Consider the following 22,199-nt stretch of genomic DNA (forward strand, 5'->3'; position numbering starts at 1 on the left):
GCCGAACGTAAAACGTGGTTTTGCGGTCAATAAGGCGGAGGAGAAACACCTCCCGGACGGAGATGCCCTCGGGCAGCTCTACGTTGTGGACAGTTCGCACTATGGGCGTCCTAGCCAGTGCGAGCCTCCCGAGGAGAGCCAGCGTGAGCACCTGTCGCCCGAGTTTCTTCAGCGGACTATGACCGCTGACCAAGATTTCAGGCCAGTGGATGTGGAAGACGTCGTACTTGGCAAAGAGAGCAGCGCRCCAGCTGAAGTTAATGACGCTGATATCGGGCAGTTCTTGCAGGCCGCCGGCCAGTTGCACCAAATAGGGATTGGTCGTGGATCGCGGCGCTGGGAAAGACTGCAGGACTGTTAGCGAAGTGTTCAATGGTCACCTCTCGCATTCGAGCAACATTAATGCGACACCCCGCCATTGGCATGCGGCGTGGTCGTATCCTCTCACAATCTGGCCAAATTGCTAGACACTGCAGCGTCGGGCATCAAGGTGGCCATGGTTGGGTCCAGCGTCAACGACACGCCGGCGTTGGCCGATGCCCCAACCCCTCGCTCGACCCACCTGTTGAAACTATCCGTGCACCGTCATAGTCTCTGTGTCTCCACCCCATCTCCACACAAACCAGAGTCCGGCGGGGGCACGTCAACGGCCGCCACAGAGAGCAGGAGCTTCCATGCCCACACCCGAGCACTCCAACGGCGCACCATGTTGGATCGACCTCATGACATCCGATGCCGAGAAGGCCAAGGCGTTCTACGGTGCGCTGTTCGGTTGGACGTACCAGACCGGCGACGAAGCAAAATACGGCGGCTACATCACCGCCTGGAAGGACGGCAAGTCCGTCGCCGGCCTGATGCAGAAGCAGGAGGATCAGGCCGCGTGGCCGGACATGTGGTCCACGTACCTGCGCTCGGAGGACGCCGCCGCCACCGTCAAGGCTGCAACGGAACACGGCGGCCAGGTCTACATGCCGCCCATGGACGTCCCCGAACAGGGCAGCATGGCGATGATCGCCGACGCCACGGGCGCATCGGTCGGCGTATGGCAGCCGGCTGAGATGAAGGGCTATGAACTGGCGGCCGAGCCCGGTGCTCCGGCGTGGCACGAGCTCCACGCCAAGGACTACGCCGCCGCCGTCAAGTTCTACCAGGACGTGTTTGGCTGGGACACCGACGTCATGAGCGACACCCCGGAGTTCCGCTACACCACCCTGGGCGCGGGCCCGGCAGCCAAGGCCGGGATCATGGACGCGTCTGCCTACCTTCCCGCCGAGGTCCCGTCCAACTGGCAGGTTTACTTCGCCGTGGAAGACGCCGACGCCTCCATCGATACGGCAGTGTCCCTCGGCGCCAAAGTCATCGACGGGCCGGACAACACCCCGTTCGGCAGGCTCGCCACACTGACCGACCCCACGCGCGCGTTGTTCAAGATCGTGGCTGACACCGGACAGGGCGGGCAGTCCGCCACGGACGCCTAACCGGCCAGGACACCAGAGCTCTTCCCACCTAATTACAAAAATTGTTGTAGGAAATACCGGCCAGAGCCTTCCCTGAGGGCTACTGGCCGGTATTCTGCTGTGGAGCGTCCGGTGGAGGCACCCGGACACAACTCACCCGCATCACCAGTCACCATTGCCCGGGGCTTTCGAGCCGCTCCGGGAAGGCTGCGGCGCGTCCCGCTGGGGGGCGTCCCGCCGAATGCACGTTTAGTCCATACGTTGTTCATTCACCCCTGTTTGGATGGGCCCGGCACGACTTGACCAGGAGTTCTGGCCGGCCACTGTCCGCTGCACCCTGCGGACGCACTGCACCCTGCCCTTTACCCGGGGCACCCTAATGAGAGTTAGAGCGGATGAAACTAACACCCTGGAAAACAGCGCTGGGCTCAGCGCTGTCGGCGGCGCTGATAGCAGCCCCACTGGCGGCGGCCGTGCCGGCTAACGCCACCGAACCGTTGCCGGCAGCAGCCGGAACCTCGCCGGTGGTCATCAACGAGGCCTATCTCAGCGGCGGCAGCTCCGGCGCTGCCTTCAAGAACAAGTTTGTCGAGCTGTACAACGGCTCCGACGCGCCGGTCTCACTGGAGGGCTGGAGTCTCCAGTACCGCTCAGCCCCGGGCACCGGCGCGCCGAGCTCGGTGGCGGTCCTGGCCGGCAGCATTCCCGCCAAGGGCTACTACCTGCTCAAGGGCGGCAGCAACGGCACGGCCGGCGCCGACCTGCCGGCCGCCGACGCCACCGCTACCGGCTTCAACCCGGCCGGTGGCGGCGGCACGATCGTGCTGGCCAAACAGGCCGCAGCACTCAATCCGCTGCCGACAGGCTCGGTCATCGAACCGGCCAACGTCGCGGACCTCCTCGGCTACGGCACCTCCAACACCTTCGAGGCCCAGGCGGCCGCGGCGCCGTCGGGAAACACCGACGTCAAGAGCATGAACCGCATCAACGGCGCGGACACCAACAACAACGCCGCCGACTTCGCACTGAACGCCGCCATCACGCCGACGGCGGCCAGTGGCGCTGCCGGCCCCGTGGACCCGCCCGTGGACCCTGGCACTCCCCCGGCCGCCAAGACCATTGCCGAAATCCAGGGCACCGGCGCCGCAAGCCCGCTGGCAGGATCCTCGGTCACTACGCGGGGCCGGGTCACTGCGACGTTCCCCACCGGCGGCTTCGCCGGCTACTACGTCCAGACCCCCGGCACGGGCGGCGATCTCACCCCGGCCAACCACGCGGCGTCGGACGCGGTGTTCGTCTACTCCCCGTCCACGGTCGACTCCGTCAGGATCGGCGACTACGTCGAGCTCACCGGCGCTGTCAGCGAATTCTTCGGCATGACGCAGTTGAACGTCGCCGCGGCGGCCGATCTGAAGAAGCTCACCGAGGCCGCCCCCGAGGTCAAGGCCACCGGCTTCGCGCTCCCCGCCGACGAGGCCTTCCGTGAATCCCTCGAAGGCATGCTGCTCACCCCACAGGGCCCCGTCACCGTGGCGGACAACTTCTCGCTGAACCAGTACGGCGAGATCGGCCTGGCCGGCGGCACCACCGCGCTGGAGCAGCCCACCGCCGTCGCGTCCTTCGGTTCTGCGGAGTACACCGCCACGGCCGCGGCGAACGCCGCCCGCGGCATCAAGCTCGACGACGGCGCCACCACGAACTTCCTCAAGGACGCCGCCACCAAGGCCCAGGTTCTCCCGTACCTGACCACGGCCGATCCCGTCCGGGTCGGCGCGCCGGTGACGTTCAAAACCAACGTGGTGCTCAGCTACACGAACAGCGCCTGGAAGTTCCAGCCCCTGACGCAGCTGACGGCCGCCAACGCGGACACCGTGCAGCCGGCCAGCTTCGGCGCCACCCGGGCCGGGACCCCGGCCGCCGTGGGCGGCAATCTCAAGCTTGCCTCCTTCAACGTGCTGAACTACTTCCCCACCACCGGCGACCAGATCTCCGGCTGTACGTTCTACCCGGACCGGGACGGCAACCCCATCACGGTCAAGGGCGGCTGCGACGTCCGCGGCGCGGCGAACGCGGAGAACTTCAAGCGGCAGCAGGACAAGATCGTCGCCGCCATCTCCAAGTCCGGGGCCGACGTCGTCACGCTCATGGAGGTCGAGAACTCGGCCCAGTTCGGCAAGACCCGGGACGACGCGCTCGCCAAGCTGGTGGATGCGCTGAACATCGCCACCCCGGGGATCTGGGACTACGTCCGCACGCCGGCCAACGCACCCCCGCTGGCCGACGAGGACATGATCCGCACCGCGTTCATCTACAAGTTGGCTGCCGCCGAACCGATCGGCGAATCCATCATCCACAACGACACGGTCGCGTTCGCCAGCGCCCGCAAGCCGATGGCCCAGGTCTTCAAGCCCGTCGGCGCCGCCGATGACAAGAAGTTCATCGCGATCGCCAACCACTTCAAGTCCAAGGGCTCCGCCGCGACGCCGGAGGACACCGACAAGGGCCAGGGCGCCTCGAACCTGGCCCGCACCGCCCAGGCCAAGTCCCTGCTGGCATTCGCCGACGAACTGCAGAAGTCCAAGGGCACGGACAAGGTCTTCCTGATCGGCGACTTCAACTCCTACGCCAAGGAGGACCCGATCAACGTCCTCACGGGCGCCGGGTACGTCAACCAGGATGAGAAGGCCAAGAACGCCGACGGTTCCGCCAAGCACTCCTACCTGTTCGGCGGCCTCGTGGGCTCGCTGGACCACATCCTCGCCTCCCCGGCGGCCAACGCCGCCGTCACCGGCGCGGACATCTGGAACATCAACTCCGTGGAATCCGTGGCGCTGGAGTACAGCCGCTACAACAACAACGTCACCGACTACTACGCTCCGGACCAGTTCCGGGCGAGCGACCACGATCCCGTGGTGGTGGGTCTGAACTTGCCCGTCACCCCGGCCAGCGTGGAGCTGAACTTCCTGGGCATCAACGACTTCCACGGCCGCATCGATTCGAACACCGTGTTCTTCGCAGGGACCATCGAGAAGCTGCGCGCCGCCGCCGCCCCGGGCGCCACCGCGTTCATCTCGGCCGGCGACAACATCGGCGCCTCGCTGTTCGCCTCGGCCATCGCCAAGGACCAGCCGACCATCGACGTGCTGAACGCCCTGGACCTGCGCACCTCAGCGGTGGGCAACCACGAGTTCGACGGCGGCTGGGCTGACCTGCGCGACCGCGTCACCGCCGGCGGGACCAACGCCAAGTTCCCGTACCTGGGCGCCAACGTCTACGCCAAGGGCACCACCACCCCGGTCCTGCCGGAATACACGGTCCTGGACATGAACGGCGTGAAGGTCGCCGTGATCGGCACGGTCACGCAGGAGGTGCCGTCACTGGTCACGCCGTCAGGCATCGCGGACCTTGAATTCGGTGACCCCGTCGACGCGATCAACCGGGTCGCGGCGAAGATCAAGGCGGACAAGCTCGCCGACGTCATCATCGTGGAGAACCACGACGGCGCCGGGTCGGGCGCGCCCGACGGGGCCACTTTGGAGCAGGAAATCGCCGCCGGCGGCCCCTTCGCCAAGATGGTCCAGAAGGTCACCCCGGATGTGGCGGCGATCTTCAACGGCCACACCCACAAGCAGTACTCCTGGGACGCACCCGTCCTGGATTCGGCCGGCCAGCCCACCGGCAAGACCCGCCCGATCGTCCAGACCGGAAACTACGGCGAGTTCATCGGCCAGATCCAGCTGACCATCGACACCAGAACCATGTCGGTGACCGGGTACAAGGCCGGCAACGTCCAGCGCACCACGAGCGCCGCGCAACCGGCAGCGGATCTTGTGGCGCAGTACCCGCGGGTCGCGGCCGTCAAGGCCATTGTGGACAAGGCCCTGGCCGACGCCGCGGTGGTCGGCAACCAGCCTGTCGGCAAGGTCACGGCGGATATCACGACGGCGTTCGCCGGTTCCCCGGCTGTGCGCGATGACCGGAGCAGCGAGTCCACCCTCGGCAATCTGGTGGCGGACTCCCTGGTCGATGCGCTGAAAGCGCCGGACCTCGGCGCCGCCGAAATCGGCGTCGTCAACCCGGGCGGCCTGCGCAACGAGCTGTACTACGCGCCCGACGGCACCATCACGTACGCCGAGGCCAACGCCGTGCTGCCGTTCGTGAACAATCTGTGGACCACGTCCCTCACCGGTGCGCAGTTCAAGACCCTGCTGGAGCAGCAGTGGCAGACCAACCCGGACGGCACGGTTCCCAGCCGTGCCTACCAGCAGCTGGGCCTGTCCAAGAACGTGAACTACACCTACGACGCCGCCCGCGCCGCCGGTGACCGGATCACCTCGATCCGGGTCAATGGTGCACTGATCGACCCGGCGAAGTCCTACCGGATCGGGACGTTCAACTTCCTGGCCACCGGCGGCGACAACTTCCGCATCTTCAAGGAAGGCGCGGGCACCAAGGACTCCGGGCTCGTGGACCGCGATGCCTGGATCAAGTACCTGCAGACCCACAACCCGGTCTCGCCGGACTTCGGCCGCCGCTCCGTGGCTGTCGTGAACACGACGGCGGCCGAGGTCAAGGGCGGCGAATCCATCACACTGGCGGTTTCAAAGCTGGACCTCACCTCGCTGGGCAGCCCGGTGAATGCCTCGCTGCGCGCCGAGTTCACCGACGCCGCGGGCACGGTGACGGCCCTGGGCACGGTACCAGTGACCGCCGGCGCCGCTCAGGTGGACGTGAAGGTTCCGGCCGGAGCCGCCGCCGGCGCGGGCACCCTGGTGCTTACCGCCGTCGAATCCGGCACTGTAGTGAAAACGGCGGTGAAGGTCGCGGCCAGCGTCCCCGTCCCGCCGAAGTGCACGCCGCCGGTCAAGCCGACCAGGCCCGAGGATCTCGTGGGCCAGGTGAACTACGGGACAGCCATGGCCGCCTACCGGAAGTGCCTCAAGGGCTGATGCCTTAGCCCGGGATCCCCGGTCCCCACCACGGCACATGCCCTCCCCTGGCCCGCAGCACTGGACATAAGCACCACGCATCCACTGCCCGGCCCCAGGGGAGGGCCTGTCCATTCTTGGAGGCAGGCAAGCCGGAGGGCATGCCCACTTTTGAGCGGCTCCTGAGCGGCGGGCGGGTGCGGGCTAGGGGGCCAGGATGTCGCGGGCGATCTCGTCGGCGTCGCGCAGGGTGCGCTGTCCGCTGCGGTAGACCGGGCCGGTCTTCGGCCGGGCCTCGGCGGCGATGGCCGTGCCCCATTGCGTGGCGGAGAGCTGAAGCCCGAGCACGTAAAGCCCCGGCGTCACGGACCCGTTGGCACCGAGCGGGCGGTACGGATGCGGGACGACGTCCAGCCCCGAAGTCTGCACCGGGGTCCCCTCCACGCTCATCATGAGGCGCGGCCGCACCAGCCCCTCGGCGAGCAACTGCTCCAGCAGGGGCGAGGAGTTGACGGCCACCCGGTTGGCCGGTGCCAGCGCCTCGATCATCGCCGCCGCGGACACGGCCCCCGCCCCGGAACCGGTCACAGCCACCGCCCCTGAACCGGACACAGCGTTCTCCGTCCGGTCCCATATCGCACCGGCCTTCGCCGTCCCTGAGGCAGCACCGAGCACGCCGGCACTGCCCACAAAGCCGCGGACCCCAGCACCGCCCGCGGCAGCACCACCGACGCCGGCAGGCTCCATCGCAGCACCTTCCGCCCCGCCGTCGGCGCTTTCATCCATTCCGCCGCCCACCCATGGTGACGTCGCGGTGAACATCCGGGCCCGCCGGTCCACGCCGAACTTGGGGTCAGGGCCCACGAAGCGCACGATTCCCGCCCGGGCCAGTGCCGCGAGCTGCGCGGAGCGCAGCGCGGGCGGGCCGCTCGCCAGGCCTTCCACGAATGATTCGAACCAGCCCCGGAGGCCCGCGACCCAGGATTCGTCCGTGATGCCACTATCGGCCACAGCGGTCTTGAGCACGGCCCGGCCGTGGTGCAGGGCGCCGATCGCCATCTTCACCGGATCGTCCTCGCCAAGGGCCGAGCGCCGGGCGTCGTCGAGCAGGTAGTCGACGACGGCGGCGTCCAGCTCGGCTCTGGAGTCAAACGAGCGCCCGGCCAGGGGCGCCGCGAGGCCGAGCAGGTCCAGGCGGTGGGATGCCCGGACATGGACGGCAATCACCGATTGCGCGGTGTGCTCCCACTTGGCGGTCGAGTGGGCGTGCGGCCGCAAAGACTCGTCCAGGGCGCGCAGGAACTCGGCCGGGCCGGTCAGGATGGCATCGGGCTGCGAGCGCGCGAGCGTGGAGTAGTAGGCCCAGACCGCGTCCCGGTGCAGGAGCGGCCAGAGGTCGTAGTCAAAGGAGGGCCGGATTCCGGAGTCGGCGAACTTCGCGATCGCGCCCTCAGTGCAGTAGCGCAGCCGGACCGTTCCGGGGTAGTAGCCGGTGAGTGTCGCCTTCGCCCGGTAGGGGGTGCCGCGGCGTGAGGCGGCGATGATGAGCGGTTCGCGGCCGGACGGCAGATACGTCAGTTCAGCGGTGCCCTCCCCGGCAACGAACCGGCCGCCGCGCCCTTCCGTCAGCTGTCCCATCACGTCAAAGAAGTTCAGGCCCATGCCGCGCACCAGGACAGGTTTGCCTCCCGGCACCCGGGACCAGTCGACGTCGGCGGGCGCCGCCGGCGGCACGTACAGGAGACCAAGTTCCTCCGCCGCGGAAAGCAGCTCCCGCTGTTCAGGGTTCAACCGCGCGTCGAGGTGGCCCACGGCCAGCACCACGGAGTCGACGGTAAGTATGGTGCCGTCGTCGAGCACGACGTCGAACTGCACCGAAGCGTCCTCCGCGCCGGCCGGCCCGGAGGCGGCCAGGTCCGGGCCCGGCGCCGCGGCGGCCTCCGCGCCGGCGTGGCGGACGGACGTCGCCGTCGCCGCGTGGAAGTCCACGCTGACGCCGGCCGGCAGCACGGTGAGCAGTTCCTCGAGGGTGGACCGCAGGTAACGGCCGTAGAGGGCCCGGCTGGGGAAGTCCGCCTCGCCGAGCCGTGAGAGCTCGGCACGTTCGTCGTCAGTGAGCGAAGGGTGCGGGTGGGCCTGCTGGAGTTCGCGCCACTGGTCGAATGTGCGCCCGGCCAGGGGCGGCACGAGTTCCGGGTCTTCGGGGACCACGGTGGGATAGAAGGACTGCGTGTTCATCAGGTACAGCCGCGACTGTCCGGGCTGCCAGACGTGCCCCGGGCCTGCCGGGTAAGGGTCGACCACGTCGATGTGCAGGGTGCCCGCGGAGCCGGCGGAGGCCCAGTTGGCGAGGAGCCGTTCCAGCACGCTCGTGCCCCGGGGACCGGCGCCTATCACTGCCGTCCGGATGCTTCGAGATATGCCCACGGCATCCAGCGTATCGGCATCCCGGCCGCCGGCTTGACCTCCGTGTGACTTGCCACTGCCGCACCGATGTTCTTGGATGGGAAAATGACCACCACAGAAGCTGACCACCCGTCCGCGTCCGGCGAGGCCACCGGCGCCCTCCCGGCTGGAGGGACTTCCCCCGAACCCGTCGACGAGAACATCTGGCTGGAGGACATCTACGGCCAGGAGCAGCTGGCGTGGGTCCGTGAACAGAACGCCCGCACCGAGGAGCTCCTTGAGGACGCCGACTACGCCGATCTGGAAGGCCGGATCCTGGAGGTCCTCGACTCCACCGACCGGATCCCCATGGTGGGCAAGCACGGCGAGTGGTACTACAACTTCTGGAAGGACCGGGACAACCCCCGGGGCCTGTGGCGGCGCACCAGCTGGGACAGCTACCGGGCCGGGACCCCCGAGTGGGATGTCCTGCTGGATGTCGACGCCCTCGCCGCCGCCGAGGGCCAGGACTGGGTCTTCCACGGCGCCAACTTCCTCCGCCCGGCCCCGGGTGAAGCCCACCGGCGGGCCCTGCTGGCGTTCTCCCCCGACGGCGGGGACGCCAACCGCCACCGGGAGTTCGACGTCGAGGCCCGCGGCTTCGTGGACCCGGCCGACGGTGGCTTCGACCTCCCGACCGGCAAGGGCAACGCCTCCTGGCTGGACGGGGACACCCTGCTGGTCGCCACCACCGCCCACGATCTGCCGCGGACCACCTCGTCCTATGCCCGCACCGGGGTGAAGCTGCGCCGCGGCGAGTCCCTGGCCCAGGCCGAGCAGCTGTTCGACATTCCCGAGGACCACATGATGGCGATCGTGGCCCACGACTCCACACCGGGCTTCGAACGCACGTTTGCCGTCGACTGGATCAGCTTTTTCGAGAAGAACACCTCGGTGCTGCGCGATGGTGCGTGGGTGCAGATCGACGTGCCGGCGGACGTGAACCTGAGCTCGCACCGTGAATGGCTGTTGTTCCGCCCGCAGCGTGACTGGACCGTCAACGGCACCACCCACCCGGCGGGCTCCCTGCTCGCGGCCGGCTTCGAGGACTTCCTCGCCGGTTCCCGGGACCTCGCCGTGCTCTTCACGCCCGATCCGCACACCTCCCTGCAGTCCTGGAGCTGGACGCGGGACTTCCTGCTGCTGAACCTGCTCCGGGACGTGTCCTCGGAGATCCACGTCCTGGATCCGCGGCGCCCCGGCACGGACGCCGCCTGGGCGGCCACCGTGCTGGACGCCTGCCCGCCCCTGCACGACGTCAATGCCTTCGCGGTGGATGACGAGGACGACGCCGAAGGCTCGGACGACGACGGTACCGGCGGCGCCGCCTCGGTCGCCGAAGGCGAGGCGCCGGGCGCAGGGAACGACTTCTGGCTGGTGGCCACCGGCTTCACGACGCCGACCACCCTGACCCGCGGGACACTCGCCCGCGACAGTGACTGCGGGGCTGCCGAAGGCGTGACCAGCACGCACGAAGTGATCCGGACCTCGCCGTCGTTCTTCGACGAGGCCGGCTACGAGGTCCAGCAGCACTTCGCGGCCTCCAGCGACGGCACGAAGGTTCCGTACTTCCAGGTGGCCGCCAAGGACCTGGTGCTGGACGGCCAGAACCCGACCCAGCTTTCCGGCTACGGCGGCTTCGAGATTTCGCGGACGCCGGCGTACAGCGGCGCGATCGGCCGGGCGTGGCTGGAGCGGCGCACGGCGGAGTCCAGCGGCGTAGAGGGCGAGGGCACACACCGCCGCGGCGGCGTCTACGTGGTGGCGAACATCCGCGGCGGCGGCGAGTACGGGCCGGACTGGCACCGCGCCGCGCTGCAGGGCAACCGCCACCGGGCGTACGAGGACTTCGCCGCCGTCGCGAAGGACCTGATCTCCCGCGGCGTTACGTCCCGTCAGCGGCTCGGCTGCGTGGGCGGCTCCAACGGCGGACTGCTGGTGGGCAACATGCTCACCCAGTACCCGGAGCTTTTTGGTGCCGTGTCCTGCGGGGTCCCGCTCCTGGACATGCGCCGGTACACCAAACTGTCCGCGGGCTATTCCTGGATCGGCGAATACGGCGACCCCGACGTGCCCGAGCAGTGGGAGTTCCTGAAGACGTTTTCGCCGTACCACCTGCTCAAGGACGGCGTGGACTACCCGGAGACGTTTATTTGGACGGCGACTTCGGATGACCGGGTGGGGCCGGTCCAGGCCCGGAAGATGGCGGCCCGCATGCAGGCCATGGGCATCCCCAACGTCTGGTTCCACGAGGCCCTCGAGGGCGGCCACGCGGGGGCTTCGGACAACCGGCAGGCGGCGGCCCTGCAAAGCCGCAGCCAGCATTTCCTGTGGCGGGCCCTCGCCGGCACCGAGGAGTAAGGCCCGCACCCAAGCAACGCGGAGTCACTTAGCGCCCATCCGGAGGGCCCCGCATGGGCCGGATCTGACCCCGCGTTGCTCTGGAGCGGGCCGTTTTGCACTGCGTGGCACCTTCTGCGTATCCTTGGTTGGCTAGTTATTAGCAATTGGAGACGTGCCAGAGCGGCCGAATGGGCTTCACTGCTAATGAAGTGTGGGGCACAACTCCACCGGGGGTTCAAATCCCCCCGTCTCCGCGTTTGGCCCCGGTCCTCGGACCGGGGCCTTTTGCGTTCCCGGGCAGATCAGGGCGGATCGACGTCGTTCATTCGCGCTGGTCTGCCCCCGGCAGTCACGTCCCCCGCCCCGGCCCGTCCGGTGGCCGGACGCCTCACGCCGCCGGCGGATCCGGATGGCAGGATAGGCCCATGTCGAGCAACACGGAATTTGACGCCATCATCGTCGGCGGCGGCCACAACGGACTGGCCGCGGCCGCGTACCTGGCCAAGGCCGGGCGGGACGTCCTGGTCCTGGAAAAGCTGGAACACGCCGGCGGCGCAGCGGTATCCGCGCACGCGTTCGACGGCGTCAACGCCCGCCTCTCGCGCTATTCGTACCTCGTCAGCCTCCTGCCCCGGCAGATCATCGACGACCTCGGCCTGCGCATCACGCTGGCGCGGCGGCGCTATTCCTCTTACACCCCGGACCCCGCGGATGGCAGCCGGGCCCTGCTGGTGGACAACGGCGACGAGGCCGCCACGGCCGCTTCGTTCGCCGCCGTCGGCGCCCCCGACGGCGAGTTCGGCGCCTTCACCGCGTTCTACGCCGCGTGCCGGCAGCTCACGGAGGCTCTTTGGCCCACCATGACCGCGCCGCTGCTGGCGCGGTCCGACGCGCGGGCCCTCGCCGCCCGGGCCGGGGCCGACGCGGCGTGGGAGGCCATGATCGAACATCCCATCGGACAGGCGATCCGCCGGGAGCTGGGCAGCGACCTGGTCCGCGGTGTGGTCCTGACGGATGCGCTGATCGGTACCTTCGCCCGGGCTGACGATGAGGACCTGCAGCAAAACATCTGCTTCCTCTACCACCTGATCGGCGGCGGGACGGGGGACTGGGACGTACCGGTCGGCGGCATGGGCGCGGTCTCCGGCGAGTTGGAGCGGGCCGCGCGCGACGCCGGTGCGACCATCCTGACCTCCGCGGAAGTCACCGCCGTCCGGCCCGGCGGCGCCGTGGGCTACCGCCACGGCGGGCAGGACCACTCGGCAACTGCCCGGTGGGTGCTGTCCAATGTGGCGCCGGTGGTCCTCGACCGGCTGCGCGGCCTGCCTGCCGCCGGCTTGTCAGCCATCGCCCCGGCCATTTCAGCGGTCGCCGCCACCAACCCGAACCACCGCCGCGAGGGCGCGCAGGTCAAGGTCAACCTGCTGCTCAAACGCCTCCCCCGGCTGCTGGACGGTTCCGTGAGCCCCGAGGCCGCGTTCGGCGGGACGTTCCACATCAACGAGACCTGGTCCCAGCTCGACGCCGCCTACAGCACCGCCGCGGCCGGATCCGTGCCCTCGCCGCTGCCGTGCGAAATCTACTGCCACTCGCTGACCGACCCCAGCATCCTGTCCCCGGAGCTGCAGGCCGCCGGCGCCCAGACGCTGACCGTCTTTGGCCTGCACGTCCCGGACCGGCTGGTCACGGCGGAGAACAATGAGGACCGCCGCGCCGAACTGCAGGCGGCCGTCCTGGCCTCCCTGAACTCCGTCCTGGCCGAGCCCGTCGAGGATCTGCTCCTGACCGGTCCGGACGGGCGGCCCTGCATCGAAACCAAGACCACCCTGGACATTGAACGCGCCGTCGGGATGCCCCGCGGCAATATCTTCCACGGCGGCCTCGACTGGCCGTTCGTGGAGGACGGCGAACCGCTGGACACACCGGCGCGCCGCTGGGGCGTGTCCACGGACGATCCGCAGATCCTGCTCTGCGGCTCCGGTGCCCGCCGCGGCGGCGCCGTCAGTGCGATCGGCGGACACAACGCCGCCATGGCCGTGCTGGAATCGGAACAACCGCTGAGCCATGGGTGAACCAGTGCAATGGGTGAAACAGTGCAATGGATGAGCCGGCGCTATGGGTGAACCGGACCGTGGGGACACGCGCATGAACGCCTCCCAGCGGGGCGCGGACCCGGCCGGGGGCAGCTGGAGCCCGCGGCTGGCCCTGCTGGTGGCCGCGACGTTCTTCATGGAATTCCTCGACGGGACCGTCCTGACCACCGCCATACCCAGTATCGCCGCCGATTTCGCGGTGCCTGCCGCCGACGTGAACATCACCATGACCGCCTACCTGATGACGGTGGCGATGGGCATCCCGCTCAGCGGCTGGCTCGCGGAGCGGCTCGGTGCCCGCCGGGTGTTCTGCCTCGCCATCGCCATCTTCACGGCCGCGTCACTGCTCTGCGCGCTCAGCCAGGACCTGACCATGCTCACGCTGAGCCGTGTCCTGCAGGGTGCCGGCGGCGCCATGATGGTCCCGGTGGGCACGCTGGTGGTGCTCCGCGGCACCCCGAAGAAGGATCTGCTGCGCGCGACGGCCTACCTCGTGTGGCCCGGGCTGCTGGCCCCGGTCCTCGCCCCGCTGGTGGGCGGAGCGCTGACGACCTACCTGTCCTGGCACTGGATCTTCCTGGTCAACCTCCCCCTGGGCCTGGCGGCCTTCCTGGCCGCGCTGCGCCTGGTACCCCGAGTCCGCGGCGACAGCACGCGGCGCCTGGACTGGCTCGGACTGGTCCTGACCACGCTCGGGGTGGGATCCCTGCTGGTTGGCCTGGAATTGATGGGTGGCCGGGACGCCGGACTGCTGGCGGCCGCGGCGATCGCTGCGGGCCTGCTGTTCCTGGCCGCCGCCGCGGCCTGGATGCGGCGGACCAGCACGCCGCTGTTCAATCTGTCTGTCTTCGGCACGCGGACGTTCCGCGCGACGGCGACGGGAGGCTTCGTGTACCGCCTGACCATCAGCGCGGTGCCGTTCCTGCTGCCGCTGATGTTCCAGGTCGGTTTCGGCTGGGACCCGCTGCGCGCCGGGGCGATGGTGTCGGCCGTGTTCGTGGGGAACATCGGGATCAAGCCCGCCACGACGCCCCTGATCCGGCGTTTCGGGTTCAAGCCCGTCCTGGTGTTCGCGTCTCTGGCCTCCGCAGCCACTTTTGCGCTGTGCGCGCTGCTCGACGCCGGCACGCCGGAACCGCTGATTGTCGCGGTGCTCGTGGCCAGCGGGGCGTTCCGCTCGATCGGATTCTCGGCGTACGCGTCCGTGCAGTACGCCGACGTCGTCCCGGCCCAGCTGCCGTCCGCCAACGCAGTCTCCGCGACGCTCGTGCAGCTCGCCACCGCGGCCGGGATCGCGGTCGGGGCACTCCTGTTGCGGGTCTTCGAGGCAGGCAGCCGCGCGGGATCCACGGGGGTCGCCGGTGATCCGGCGGCGCCGTACCGGGCGGCGTTCCTGGCCATCGCGGTCCTGATGCTCCTGAGCACCCTGGACAGCCTGGCGCTCCCCCGCCACGCCGGTGCGGAGGTCAGCCGGCCTGGCCCAGCACCAGCGGCAGAACGGCGCCGGCGCCCGCGAGCCTGAGGGCCCGCCCGGAGACGGTCAGGGTCCAGCGGCTGTCCACGAGGTCGTCCACCAGCATGACGCTCTGGCCACGGATTCCGGCCAGGGCCTCCTCCAGCTCCGGTCCCACCACCAGGCGGTCCCAGACGCCGGCGAGCCGGTAGGCGCTGTTCCCGCCGCGGCCGCCGGTGGGTCCGCCGTGGTTGAGCTGCAACTGGCCCAGATATGGGATGCGGCCGATCTCCGAGATCCCGCGGGCCAGGGAATCCACCAGCAACGGCTTCCCGCGGGAGGGCAGGCTGATGATCGCGGCAGGCCGGCCGGCCCCGCTCCAGCCAGCGGTCCGGGCATCTCCGGTGCCCCACTCCCGGAGCACCTGGACGCAGGCCTGCAGCATACCCGGGTCCACGGGCCGGTCGGGCGCACCGGCGGCGAAGGCCTCCCGCAGGGCCCCGCCCCAGCCAAGGTCCGTCAGACGCGCCAGCACCCGGCCGTCCGCGAGGGCCTCATCCGGCTTGATCTTGCCCTTGACCGGCACGCCAAGGCGGTCCATGCCGCTGGGCCACTGCAGCCGCGGTTCCAGGGCGACGCCGGCCCGGCGCAGGGTTTGCCCGGCGGTCTCCGTGGCGTCCTCGGCGATGTCGGCGCGGAACCAGCGGCCCGCGCAGTTGTCGCAGCGGCCGCAGGCGCGGGCCGTTTCGTCGTCCAGCACCGAGGTGATGTATTCCATCCGGCAGCCGGCCGTGTCCTGGTAGATGACCATCGAGTCCTGTTCATCCACCCGGGCCTCGGCGATCCGGCCGTACCGCTCGGCGTCGTAGTTCCACGGCTGTCCCGTGGAACGCCAGCCGCCGCCGACGCGTTCGACGGCGCCGTCCACGGCCAGGACTTTCAGCAGCAGCTCCAGCGGGGTGCGGCGGAGGTCCACCCGGGCCTCGAGCGCCACCGTGGACACCGCCGTGCCTGCCTCGGCGAGGGCCGTCAGGACCGCGGCAGCCTTCTCCTCGGACGGCATGGACGCCGTGGCGAAGTACTGCCAGATGTCGCGGTCCTCGGATCCCGGCAGCAGCAGGACGTCGGCGTTCGCCGCACCACGGCCGGCACGGCCCACCTGCTGGTAGTACGCCACCGGCGACGACGGCGCGCCCAGGTGCACGACGAAGCCGAGGTCCGGCTTGTCGAAACCCATGCCGAGGGCGGAGGTGGCCACGAGCGCCTTGACCTGGTTGTCCTTCAGGAGCTGCTCGGCGCGTTCCCGGTCCGCGGGGTCGGTGCGGCCGGTGTAGGCGAGGACCTCGTGCCCCGCCTCGGCCAGGAGGCGGGCGGTGTCCTCGGCGGCGGACACGGTGAGGGTGTAGATGATGCCGCTGCCCTGCAGATCCTGCAGGTGGGTCAGCAGCCAGCCGAGGCGTTCGCGGGAATCGGGCAGGGTCAGGACACCGAGCCGGAGCGAATCCCGGCCCAGGGCGCCACGGATGGTGAGCACGTCCTTGCCGAGCTGTTCCTCGATGTCATGCACCACCCGGGAGTTGGCCGTGGCAGTGGTGGCGAGCACCGGGACCGTGTCCGGGAGCTGCGTGATGAGGTCCGCGATGCGCCGGTAGTCGGGGCGGAAGTCGTGGCCCCAGTCCGAGATGCAGTGGGCCTCGTCAATCACCAGCAGCCCGGTCCGGCGGACGAGCTCGGGCAGCTGGTTTTCCCGGAAGGACGGGTTGGTGAGTCGTTCCGGCGAGACCAGCAGGACGTCCACTTCATCGGCGGCGAGCTGCTCGCGGACAGTGTCCCAGTCCAGCTGGTTTGCGGAGTTGATCGCCACCGCCCGCACCCCGGCCCGCGCCGCGGCCGCGACCTGGTCCCGCATGAGGGCCAGGAGCGGGGACACGATCAGGGTGGGCCCGGCGCCGCGGCGGCGCAACAGCAGGGAGGCGACAAAGTACACGGCCGACTTCCCCCAGCCGGTGCGCTGCACCACCAGGGCCCGCCTGCCGCCGTCGACCAGGGCCTCAATGGCCTCGAACTGGCCGTCATGGAACTCGGCTTCAGGATGGCCCACGAGCTCCCGCAGTACGTTCTGGGCCTGTTCCCGGGTAGAGGATGTGGTGCCGGCTAGGGCAGTGCTGGAAAGGGCGTTCTGGTTACTGGCCATTGCTTCAGTATCCCAGCCCCCTCCGACAGCCACGAAGCCGGTACCCGCTATGTGCACAATCCAGGCGTGCAGACAACGGTGCGGACAGGCCGGCGCGTCAGGGCCGCAACGTAAGATAAGACGCGTGAATACGGATAAGACAAAGACTTTTGACCTCTCGACCTCGTTCAAGGCCTACGATGTGCGCGGAATCGTGGGGCAATCCATCACCGCGGAGATCGTCGAAGCCGTCGGTGCCGCCTTCGTCGACGTCCTGGAACTCACAGGGCAGACCGTGCTGGTGGGCGGGGACATGCGCCCCTCTTCCCCCGAGTTCGCCAAAGCCTTCGCGAACGGCGCAGCCACCCGCGGCGCCAACGTCCAGCTGCTGGACCTGATCTCCACCGACGAGCTCTACTACGCGTGCGGGGCCCTCAACGCCGCCGGCGCCACGTTCACCGCGAGCCACAACCCGGCCGAATACAACGGCATCAAGATGGCCAAGGCCGGCGCCGTGCCGATCTCCTCCGAAACCGGGCTCATGGAAATCCAGGCCCGCGCCGAGGAATACCTCAACGCCGGCGCCATCCCCGCGGCCGGCAGCACTGGCCTGATTGGCGTGCAGGACGTCCTCAAGGGCTACGCGGAGTACCTGCGGTCCCTGGTGGACCTGCGCGGTTCCCGGCCGCTGAAAGTTGTGGTCGATGCCGGCAACGGCATGGCCGGTCTCACCACCCCGGCCGTGCTTGGCGATGCCCTGCTGCCCAAGCTTCCGCTGGAGATCGTGCCGCTGTACTTCGAGCTCGACGGATCCTTCCCGAACCACCCGGCCAACCCGCTGGAGCCGGAAAACCTGCGCGACCTGCAGGCCGCCGTCGTCGAATACGGCGCGGACATCGGCCTGGCCTTCGACGGCGACGCCGACCGCTGCTTCGTGATCGACGAGAAGGGCGAGCCTGTCTCGCCGTCGGCCATTACCGGCATGGTGGCCCGCCGCGAAATCGCCCGCGCCCAGGGCCTCGGTGAAGACACGCCCACCGTCATCCACAACCTGCTGACCTCCCGCGCGGTTCCCGAACTCGTCGAACGCCACGGCGGCCGGCCCGTCCGCACGCGCGTGGGGCATTCCTTCATCAAGGCCGTCATGGCCGCGGAAGGGGCCATCTTCGGCGGGGAACACTCGGCCCACTTCTACTTCCGCGACTTCTGGAATGCCGACACGGGCATGCTGGCCGCCATGCACGTCCTCGCCGCCCTGGGCGAACAGGAGGGCCCGCTCTCCGAACTCGGCCGCGAATACGAGCCGTACCGGTCATCCGGCGAGATCAACTCGGAAATCGAGGACAAGGCCGCCGCGGTCGAGCGGGTCCGCGAGGACTTCCACGACGAGGACGTCGAGGTCGACTACCTCGACGGCAGCACCTTCATCGCCACCGACGGCAGCTACTGGTTCAACCTGCGCCCGTCCAACACAGAACCGTTCCTGCGCCTCAACGTTGAAGCCACGGACGCCGCCACCATGGAACGCGTCCGCGACCGCGTCCTGGCGCTGGTCCGGGGCTAGCGGTGGCAGTACACCCGGAAGAATCCGCCAACACCGGATCCTGGCGCGAGTCCGTGCCGGACGCCAGCGCCACGGACCTGGAGAACCTGCTCGGCACCGGCGTCGGTGCCGCGCAGGAGCAGCTGGAACGCAACGGCGGCTTCCTGCCCTTCGCCCTGGTGGTGCAGAACGACGGCGAAGTCCGGCTGGTGGCAGTCACACCCGCGGACGCGAGCGACGGATCGGACGCCGACTTCGACGCGGACGCCATGATCCGGGACCTCCACGAGTTGCTCCGGCAGCACCGGGAGGAGTTCCGGGCCGCCGCCGTCGTCTGCGACATCACGCTGCTCGAGGAAGACTCGGACGCCATCCACGTCGCGGCAGAGCACCAGGACGGCTCTCTCTTCGCCGCCGTACTGCCCTACGCCGCGAACGCCGGGACGCACGAACTCGAATTCGGCCAGCTGGCCGCCGATACCAACGAGCCCGCCGTCTGGGTGGACTAGACCGCCCTTAGGCTGGGGATATGAAGATCAATGCGTTCGCCGATGTGAGCCTTCGCGCTTTGCTGGTGCTCGCGGCCGTTCCGGACGGCGGGCTCCTGACCACCCAGAGCATCGCCGACGCCGTCGGCACGCCGTACAACCACGTCAGCAAGGCGATGGCGAAGCTGCGCGCACTGGGCCTGATCGACGTCGAACGCGGCCGCAACGGCGGATCCCGGCTGAGCAGCGCCGGCCGGACCGCAACGGTCGGCCAGCTGCTGCGGCAACTCGACACCCGTTTAGACCCGGCCGACTGCGTCGCCACGGGCGGGACGTGCCCGCTCATCACCGAATGCCGGCTCCGGGCCGCGCTGGCCCGAGCCCGCGAAGCCTTCTACGGCGAACTCGACGGGATCGTGATCGCGTCACTGCCGACCTCCCGGCAGATGGCGCCCGTCTTTGCAGCGATCGGGCTGCGCCCGGGGCTTTAAGCGGCCCGGCAGGTTCGGGCCGCTTACCGGCGGGAATCCGGCCCAATCTGGGGAAAACCTTTGGTTTGGCGTCCAAACGCCCTTCCTGGCGGGCCTGCCCATTGACTTCAAGCAGGCACGGGGTGACAAAGTACCCCTAGGGAACGTCACCAAGCCGGTATTTTTTGTCTTTCCGGCCAGTCGAAGGCCGCTGATGAAAAGTATCCGCTGGTTTGGCGCTGCCGGCGCCGCGGCGCTCCTACTGACGTTCATCACCGCCCCCAAACACTGACCGGCGCGATCCTGCGCATCCGCACCACCAGCCTGGCCTCCGCCGGCTCCGCCAACACCCTCAACGTCCGCTCAGCGGCCGACTCCTGGTCCGAGACCGGCACCCTCTACGCCAACCGCCCCGCGGTTTCCGGGCCCACCCTCGGGTCCCTGCCCGGCGGCACGGCCGCCGACACGGCCTACTACATTCCCCTGGACACCAGCCTGATAACCGGCTGAACCGGGTCCCGGACCCTGGCCCTGACCGGCACCGACAGCTCCTGGTTCTGGTCACGCCAGGCCTCCGCCACGCTGCGCTCCACCCTCACCTACACGGACGGAACCCCGCCCGACACCACCGCACCCGGCGCGCCCGGGACCCTGGCCGCCACAGCCACCGGAACCACCATCGCCCTGTCCTGGACCGCGGCGACCGACAACACCGGCGCCACTGGCTACACCGTCCACCGCTCCACCGCTCCACCGCGGCAGGCTTCACCCCCGCCACCACCAGCAGAATCGCCGACACCACCGGGCTCAGCTACACCGACACCAACCGCCCCGCCGGAACCTGGTACTACCGCGTCACCGCCACCGACGCCGCCGGCAACACCGGCCCCGGCTCCAACGAAGCCACCGCCACCACCCAACCCGGTGCCGGCGGGACTGCGACCGTGCTGGCTGTCGGCGACATCGCCTGTGCCCCCGGCTCAGTTGTCACCACCTCGGCGTGCCGCCATGGCGACGTGGCCGCGGTGGTCGCGGCCCAGTCGCCCGACAGGTTCATCGCCCTTGGGGACCTTCAGTACCAGAACGCCACCCTTGCCGAGTTCATGGGGGCCGGCGGCGGCGCTCTCCCCCGACCGGGATCCGGTCCTTTACCGCGGGCGCCGGCGGGGCGGATCTCCAGGCGTTGTCGGCCAACACCGACCCCCCCTCCTGACCGCAATGGTGGCCCGTGGCCGAAGCGCCTTCGGGCCGCTCAAATTGACCCTGAACGCGACGTCCTACTCCTGGCAGTCCCTCCCCCTTCCCGGCATGACGTTGACGAACGTGGGCACTACCGGTTCCTTTTCCGGCAGCGACACTTGCCACTGACACCCGCCTGCGCCCGCCGCCGCCACGCCCGGAAGCCCGTCGATTTGGAATAGATTTCTACGCAGTGTAGAACTGAGGCATAGATATTTGTATTTGAAATGCAAGTATCGTCGCGGGCCCGACTGAAGAAGCCGGGCCACTACCTCAGGAGTCAACATGCTCTCGGACAAGTCCTTCCCCGTCATCGAGGCCACCCTGCCGCTGGTCGGTTCCCGGATCGGGGCCATCACCCCCAAGTTCTACGCCCGCCTCTTCGCCGCCCACCCCGAACTGCTGGACGGCCTGTTCAGCCGCTCCAACCAGCGCTCGGGCAATCAGCAGCAGGCCCTGGCCGGAAGCATCGCCGCCTTCGCCAGCCACCTGGTGAACAACCCGGACACCCTGCCGGAGACCGTGCTGTCCCGGATCGCGCACCGCCACGCTTCCCTCGGCATCACCGAACCGCAGTACCAGGTGGTCTACGAGCACCTCTTCGCCGCCATCGCCGAGGACCTGGCCGAGGTCATCACCCCGGAAATCGCCGAAGCCTGGACCGAGGTCTACTGGCTCATGGCTGACGCCCTCATCAAGCTCGAGAAGGGCCTCTACGCCGCACAGGCCAACGCCAAGATGTGGACCCCCTGGAAGGTTGCCGCCAAGACCCCGGCCGGCACCGGTTCCATGACCTTCACCCTGGAACCGGCCGACGACACCCCCATCACCGCGGCGCTGCCGGGCCAGTACGTCAGCGTCAAGGTCACGCTTCCGGACGGGCTCCGCCAGGTCCGCCAGTACTCCCTCTCCGGTGACGCCGGCACCAGCCGCAGCTTCACCACCAAGCTCGACGACGGCGGCGAGGTCTCCCCCGTGCTGCACAACAACGTGGCCGTGGGCGACGTCATCGAAATCTCCAACCCCTACGGCGAAATCACACTCGCGGCGGGCGACGGCCCCGTGGTCCTGGCCTCGGCCGGCATCGGCTGCACGCCCACGGCGTCCATTCTGCGCTCCCTGGCCGAGTCCGGCTCGGACCGCCAGGTCCTGGTCCTGCACGCCGAAAGCACCCTGGACAGCTGGGCGCTGCGCTCCCAGATGACGGACGACGTCGAACGCCTGGACGGCGCCGACCTGCAGCTCTGGCTCGAGCAGCCCGAAGCCGGTTCCAACGCGGGCTTCATGTCCCTGCGCGAGGTGGACCTCCCGGCCAACGCCTCGCTCTACCTGTGTGGCCCGCTGCCGTTCATGAAGAACATCCGCAACGAGGCCATCAACGCCGGCATCCCGGCCACGAAGATCCACTACGAGGTCTTCGGCCCGGACATCTGGCTCGCCAGCTAAAGCACTCATCGGCTGCTCCGCAACGGCCCTTTTGAGGGGTCAAAAGGGCGTTTTCGGAGCGATCGATGAGAGTTCGACGGCGGCCCGGCATCTTTCGCAATAAAGGTGCCGGGCCGCCGTC

Annotated in this window: 12 protein-coding genes, 1 tRNA gene and 1 pseudogene; 11 read left to right on the top strand and 3 right to left on the bottom strand. The window is 69.1% G+C overall.

Going from position 1 to position 22,199, the window contains the following annotated elements; genetic code table 11:
* Positions 1-307 (bottom strand): annotated as a pseudogene (locus AC1D1W_RS10070) (glycosyl transferase); the annotation flags it as partial.
* Between the two features lie 367 nt (positions 308-674).
* Between AC1D1W_RS10070 and AC1D1W_RS10075 the strand changes: the two are divergent.
* Both AC1D1W_RS10075 and AC1D1W_RS10080 read left to right on the top strand, forming a co-directional pair.
* On the top strand, positions 675-1,478 hold the full coding sequence (locus AC1D1W_RS10075; RefSeq protein ID WP_476943581.1) for a VOC family protein: 804 nt from the start codon (positions 675-677) through the stop codon (positions 1,476-1,478).
* Between the two features lie 374 nt (positions 1,479-1,852).
* Positions 1,853-6,406, top strand: coding sequence for an ExeM/NucH family extracellular endonuclease (locus AC1D1W_RS10080; RefSeq protein WP_476943582.1), 4,554 nt, complete (start codon positions 1,853-1,855; stop codon positions 6,404-6,406).
* Between the two features lie 183 nt (positions 6,407-6,589).
* Here the strand turns inward: AC1D1W_RS10080 and AC1D1W_RS10085 are convergent, their stop codons facing one another.
* On the bottom strand, positions 6,590-8,812 hold the full coding sequence (locus tag AC1D1W_RS10085) for an FAD/NAD(P)-binding protein (RefSeq protein WP_476943583.1): 2,223 nt from the start codon (positions 8,810-8,812) through the stop codon (positions 6,590-6,592).
* Between the two features lie 84 nt (positions 8,813-8,896).
* On the opposite strand from AC1D1W_RS10085, the gene AC1D1W_RS10090 reads away from it, so the two are divergent.
* The 4 genes from AC1D1W_RS10090 (at position 8,897) to AC1D1W_RS10105 (ending at position 14,788) form a co-directional block, all read left to right on the top strand.
* Positions 8,897-11,191 (top strand): prolyl oligopeptidase family serine peptidase, encoded by a 2,295-nt coding sequence (locus tag AC1D1W_RS10090; RefSeq protein ID WP_476943584.1) that lies wholly within the window; start codon positions 8,897-8,899, stop codon positions 11,189-11,191.
* 148 nt (positions 11,192-11,339) lie between these two features.
* A tRNA-Ser gene (locus AC1D1W_RS10095) sits at positions 11,340-11,427 on the top strand.
* A gap of 171 nt (positions 11,428-11,598) precedes the next feature.
* A complete protein-coding gene (locus tag AC1D1W_RS10100) occupies positions 11,599-13,245 on the top strand; it encodes a phytoene desaturase family protein (protein WP_476943585.1) in 1,647 nt (548 codons plus the stop codon).
* Positions 13,246-13,318: 73 nt separating this feature from the next.
* A complete protein-coding gene (locus tag AC1D1W_RS10105; RefSeq protein ID WP_476943586.1) occupies positions 13,319-14,788 on the top strand; it encodes an MFS transporter in 1,470 nt (489 codons plus the stop codon).
* Here the strand turns inward: AC1D1W_RS10105 and AC1D1W_RS10110 are convergent.
* The gene (locus AC1D1W_RS10110) at positions 14,733-16,913 is read right to left on the bottom strand and encodes a RecQ family ATP-dependent DNA helicase (protein WP_028278123.1); all 2,181 of its coding nucleotides are present in this window, start codon (positions 16,911-16,913) and stop codon (positions 14,733-14,735) included. The two genes, AC1D1W_RS10105 and AC1D1W_RS10110, sit on opposite strands and share 56 nt — an antisense overlap.
* Positions 16,914-17,037: 124 nt before the next feature.
* On the opposite strand from AC1D1W_RS10110, the gene AC1D1W_RS10115 reads away from it, so the two are divergent.
* The 5 genes from AC1D1W_RS10115 (at position 17,038) to AC1D1W_RS10135 (ending at position 22,078) form a co-directional block, all read left to right on the top strand.
* Positions 17,038-18,456 carry a phosphomannomutase/phosphoglucomutase gene (locus AC1D1W_RS10115; RefSeq protein WP_476943587.1) on the top strand — a complete coding sequence of 473 codons (1,419 nt, stop codon included), beginning with the start codon at positions 17,038-17,040 and terminating at the stop codon, positions 18,454-18,456.
* A gap of 2 nt (positions 18,457-18,458) precedes the next feature.
* The gene (locus AC1D1W_RS10120; protein WP_028278122.1) at positions 18,459-18,944 is read left to right on the top strand and encodes a hypothetical protein; all 486 of its coding nucleotides are present in this window, start codon (positions 18,459-18,461) and stop codon (positions 18,942-18,944) included.
* A gap of 20 nt (positions 18,945-18,964) precedes the next feature.
* A complete protein-coding gene (locus AC1D1W_RS10125; RefSeq protein WP_028278121.1) occupies positions 18,965-19,414 on the top strand; it encodes an RrF2 family transcriptional regulator in 450 nt (149 codons plus the stop codon).
* A 267-nt stretch (positions 19,415-19,681) separates the two neighbouring features.
* Positions 19,682-19,903, top strand: a complete 222-nt coding sequence (locus AC1D1W_RS10130; RefSeq protein ID WP_476943600.1) for a CBM96 family carbohydrate-binding protein — start codon at positions 19,682-19,684, stop codon at positions 19,901-19,903.
* 1,014 nt (positions 19,904-20,917) lie between these two features.
* A complete protein-coding gene (locus tag AC1D1W_RS10135) occupies positions 20,918-22,078 on the top strand; it encodes a globin domain-containing protein (protein WP_243181823.1) in 1,161 nt (386 codons plus the stop codon).
* Positions 22,079-22,199: the final 121 nt, after the last annotated feature.

It is taken from the genome of Arthrobacter sp. P1_B4, from assembly GCF_056406555.1.